This window comes from Roseateles sp. P5_B10, assembly GCF_056400485.1.
The window spans coordinates 1-1,798 of sequence record NZ_JBFULE010000963.1; the positions used below are offsets into that span (position 1 = coordinate 1).

General features: G+C 66.3%; 3 protein-coding genes. All 3 read right to left on the bottom strand.

Annotated features, from left to right (window positions below; genetic code table 11):
* On the bottom strand, window positions 1–363 hold a 363-nt coding region (locus AC1DU6_RS29785; protein WP_477861623.1), incomplete at its 3' end, for a hypothetical protein.
* Complete coding sequence (locus AC1DU6_RS29790) at window positions 363–752, bottom strand: DUF1801 domain-containing protein (protein ID WP_477861625.1); 390 nt, start codon at window positions 750–752, stop codon at window positions 363–365. The genes AC1DU6_RS29790 and AC1DU6_RS29785, both read right to left, overlap by 1 nt.
* A gap of 17 nt (window positions 753–769) precedes the next feature.
* Window positions 770–1,537 (bottom strand): TerC family protein, encoded by a 768-nt coding sequence (locus AC1DU6_RS29795; RefSeq protein ID WP_477861627.1) that lies wholly within the window; start codon window positions 1,535–1,537, stop codon window positions 770–772.
* Window positions 1,538–1,798 lie beyond the last annotated feature (261 nt).

Genomic DNA, 1,798 nt, shown 5'->3' on the forward strand with positions numbered 1-1,798 from the left:
GTGGCGCGCCAGCGCGGTGACCCAGTCGGGTTCCTGCGGCACAAAGGCGATGCCGAAGGCCGGGCTGACCAGAAAGCCCGCGCGCTCGAAGGCCTCGGCATCCTGCGCGAGCACGAAGCCGCCCAGCGCGGCAAACGGAATGACGACCGTGTCCAGCTGCAGCACCGGCGCGCGCCGGGTGATCTCCTCGAGGCGGCCACCGTCCTGGAAGCGCAGCACGGTGTGGCCGTAGTCGTACTCGTTCAGCGCGGCCTCGTTGCGTGCATGGCGGTTGGGCGGACCCAGACGCGCGACCAGGGTCTCGACATCCAGGCTGAAGGCCAGGTCGTCGAAGGCCGTGAACGGCTGCAGGCGCAGCGCCATCACAGGCGCCGGCGCATGTCGGCGCTGGCCGACGCGATCAGGGCCTGAAGCGCCGTTTCGTCGATGGGCTCGCCGGGCCTGAGTTTGACGTGTCGCATGAACTTGCCCGCGCCCTGCAGCAGGCTGGCGGGATCGGCCAGCTCGGCGCCCTTGAAGAAGCCGACGTTCACATGCGCGGTGAAGGCGTTGACATAGCCGAAGGCCGCGTCGCCGATGCAGGCGGTCGGGTGGCCGTCATGCAGAAGTTCGCGCACATCGGCGCCGCAGCGGCGCATGGCGTCGAACCAGTGCCGGGCAATGTCGCCCAGCGCGCCCGCATGGGCCCGCATCCAGGCCTCAATGTCCGGATCGTGCGGGACCGCGGTCGGGAAACGCATCAGCTTTTCCATGACCGCGGATCATCGCTTCAATCGCCCGAACTGCCAGGGATCTGCTGGCGCAGCTTGACCTTGCTGGCCGACTTGCGGCGCATCTTGATGTTCATCATCTCCACACCCAGCGAGAAGGCCATCGCGAAGTAGATATAGCCCTTGGGCACGTGGTGGCCGAAGCCCTCGGCGACCAGCACCACGCCGACGACGACCAGGAAGCTCMGGGCCAGCATCTTGATGGTCGGGTGGTTGGACACGAAACGGCCGATGGGGCCGGCGAACAGCATCATCAGACCGACCGAGGCGATGACGGCGCCAATCATGATGCGCACGTCGTCCACCATGCCGACGGCGGTGATGATGGAGTCCAGCGAGAACACCAGGTCGATGACCATGATCTGCAGGATGACGGCGCCAAAGGCCGCCTTGGCCTTGCCGCCGGCGCTGGTGTCTTCGTCCTCGCCTTCGAGCGAGCCGTGGATTTCACCGGTGCTCTTCCAGATCAGGAACAGGCCGCCGCCGATGAGGATGAGGTCGCGCCCCGAGATGCCCCGTTCGACGCCGGGCACGTTGAACAGCGGCTCGACCATGCCGACGATCCACGCCAGCACCATCAGCAGGCCGATGCGCATGAACATCGCTGCGAACAGGCCCGCACGCCGCGCGGTTTCCTGCTGGGCCTTGGGCAGCTTGTCCACCAGGATGCTGATGAAGATGATGTTGTCGATGCCCAGTACCAGCTCCAGCGCGGTCAGCGTGGCGAGGGCGATCCAGGTCTGCGGGTCGGAGAGCAGTTCAAGCATGGCGGGCGGTCCGTGGTGAGCCGGGCATTGTCGCCAGCGCCCTGCCGGCCGCGGACAGCCTCAGGCTGAACGAAGCTTCGGTTTTGCTTTGGGTGTGGGCCTGCGGCCTATTTCAGGATCAGTTCCTGCAGCTGCATATTGCCGATCAGCTTGCGCATGACGCCGCGCTCGCCGGCGGCGACATCCTGCTTGCGTGTGTCGGCCGCCAGCATGGCCTCGATCTTCTTCTGGAAGGCCAGTTGCTGGGCGTTGTTCTGGTAG